Below are 2,433 nucleotides of genomic sequence, written 5' to 3'. Positions count from 1 at the left end.
TCACCAGCAAATAATAGTTATTATTTAGTAGGTGAGACGATAGATTGTACTGCGCAGGCTTATTGTGATGAATGTGGTGAGATAAGTGGGGATATAGTGTGGAGTGCAGTTGAGGAATTAGCAGAAGGTGGTCAATATCAGTTTTCAGATGGAGCTGGTCCATCTTATTCAATTTTGCCACCCGGAGCCGGATATATCACTATAAACGCCAAAATTACCTGTCCCCATGGTGATGATAACGATTCTATTCATGAGACGGTGTTTGAGGTGGAGATAACATCTCCAGTTACACCACCGCCAACGGCGAATAATTTTGTTTTTAGTCAAGCAAATCCAGGTGTATGTGATGTTCAATGTGAAGCAGAGGCAAGGCCAGATGAGTATACAGATGATATAGAACCATGGAGTATTGACCCGATAGTAGGTTCTAAGCTTACTACTGTGCCAAGTCCACCTAAAGGAGGTATAGTAACTTTTACCTATACCGGGTTACCAGGAAGTAATGGACAATTTGGTGATAAAAAGGTAATAGCAGAATTAACCTTAGGTGGCAAAACAGATAAGGATAATACAACCGTCCAAATATTCTTTCCCAGAGATGGGACTAACAACCCCTGGGGACCACTTATTCCTAATTGGTATTTTTATTGGAGTCAAACAAAAGCAAGTTCTGGTAATCATATTTATGATGGAACAACACCTTATTTTGGATATTACTTTTGGGGGAATTCTGTATTTTATATAGGACCACCTGCATGTGGTAATAATCCGGAAACAGGACATGATGGAATTGATACTTTTGCTGAAACCTGTATACATGAAAATACACATTTAACTGATTGGTGGAATTTTTGGCCAAAAGGTTATAATAGCAATCAGGATTTAGATGGAGATAATGTTCCTGATGATCAAGAGCCTGGATTAGGGCTTGATCCAACAAAATTTGATTCAAACCCTCTGGATCAATGGCCAAATGATTTTGCTGCTTATTCAGAACCAAAAGCATACGCAGCAGAACATACATGGAGTGTTGGCTCTGCGGATTCAGAAGATTGGGCAGATCCAGGACATCAATCTCAATATTAGGAGGAAACAAATGAGAAAATTAAATTTGTTTGTGGTGTTAATAGTACTGAGTAGTGGATTCATTATAGAGAATGATGTTTCAGCTGATGAAAACCGAACCACTCAAGAAACAAAAAAACTCATCAAAAGTTTATCAACTGAGAAAATCTCGCATATTAAAGCTGGAATAATTGAAAAATTGGGAAATCTAAAAGCAAAAGAATCAGTTCCAGAAATAATAAAGGCTCTTAAAGATGAAAATTGGTCAGTAAGAGCACAGGCTTGTATTTCATTAGGTAAAATAGGCGATAAAAGAGCTGTTCCACATCTTATTGAAAGATTAAAGGATAAAAAGGAAAATTGGAGTATTCAAGTAAAATCTGCTGAATCTCTATCAAATCTACAAGATCCCTCATCATTTCAACCTTTAGTTGAGATACTCCTCTATGAGACTGAAATTGAGAGAAAGATTAAAGATTTAGTTCCACCGCCAAGACATATTTATTCTACCCCAGATGAACATGTAGAAAGAATATTTAGTGAAGTATTAAAGAGTTTTGTTGAGAAATCAAAAGAAAAAGATATTTATATATCGTCTTTACAAAAATACATAACTAATAAGAAATTTAATGATATATTCAGATATAGAATAGCAATAATTTTAGGTCAATGGGGTGAGAAAAGTTCAGTCCCAATTTTAATTGAGTGTCTTGAGAAATGCAAAAGAGGAGAATTGAGAATAATGACAGCCGCCTTGCTTGGAGAATTAGGAGTAAAAGAATCAATCCCTCTTTTAAAACAAGCACTAAATGATGATTATTTGTTATTTTCACATTATGTAAGTGAAGATATAGGAAGAGGAATGATAGAAAACATGAAATTGATTGAGGGCAAAGAGATTTTTTCTTCATTAAAATTAGAAAAAGATATAAATTTTGAAGGTAGAGTTTATTACAAAGTTTACCATTTTGTTGTGAGAGATGCAGCTGCTGGGGCATTGAAAGAATTGGGTATAAAAGTAATAAAAGAAGGCAATGGATATAAAGTAGTTGAGTGAGTTGGGGATGAATTCAGTGTAATTAGTAATTAGTGTCAGGTCTGATTTTTCGTCTTATGGTGTTTATTATTAGCTCTTTGACAATTAAATAAAGACTTTTATTACTTAAAGGGAATAGGTGAGGCATTAACTGAACAGATGATACGGGTGGTGAGTTTGTTTAAATTACCTGCAAATATAGAACTTGATGCAAATGTGATAGATGCAAAGTGGACACTATGTAATTTTGTGCCATTAGATGGAGATTATGGAGTAAATTCTGAAAAATGGGCAGAGTTAATGCATGTTTATTGTATGGATACTTCCTTTCA

Annotated in this window: 2 protein-coding genes; both read left to right on the top strand. The window is 34.9% G+C overall.

What is annotated here, in order from left to right; genetic code table 11:
* Positions 1 to 1,086: hypothetical protein (locus AB1414_19260; GenBank protein MEW6609552.1), on the top strand; the 1,086-nt coding region annotated here is incomplete at its 5' end.
* 10 nt (positions 1,087 to 1,096) lie between these two features.
* Positions 1,097 to 2,122, top strand: coding sequence for a HEAT repeat domain-containing protein (locus AB1414_19255; GenBank protein MEW6609551.1), 1,026 nt, complete (start codon positions 1,097 to 1,099; stop codon positions 2,120 to 2,122).
* Positions 2,123 to 2,433: the final 311 nt, after the last annotated feature.

Source organism: bacterium, from assembly GCA_040755795.1.
Classification (GTDB): domain Bacteria; phylum UBA9089; class CG2-30-40-21; order CG2-30-40-21; family SBAY01; genus JBFLXS01.
Note: the sequence above shows the minus strand (reverse complement) of the source record. Positions and strands in the feature narration are given on the sequence as shown.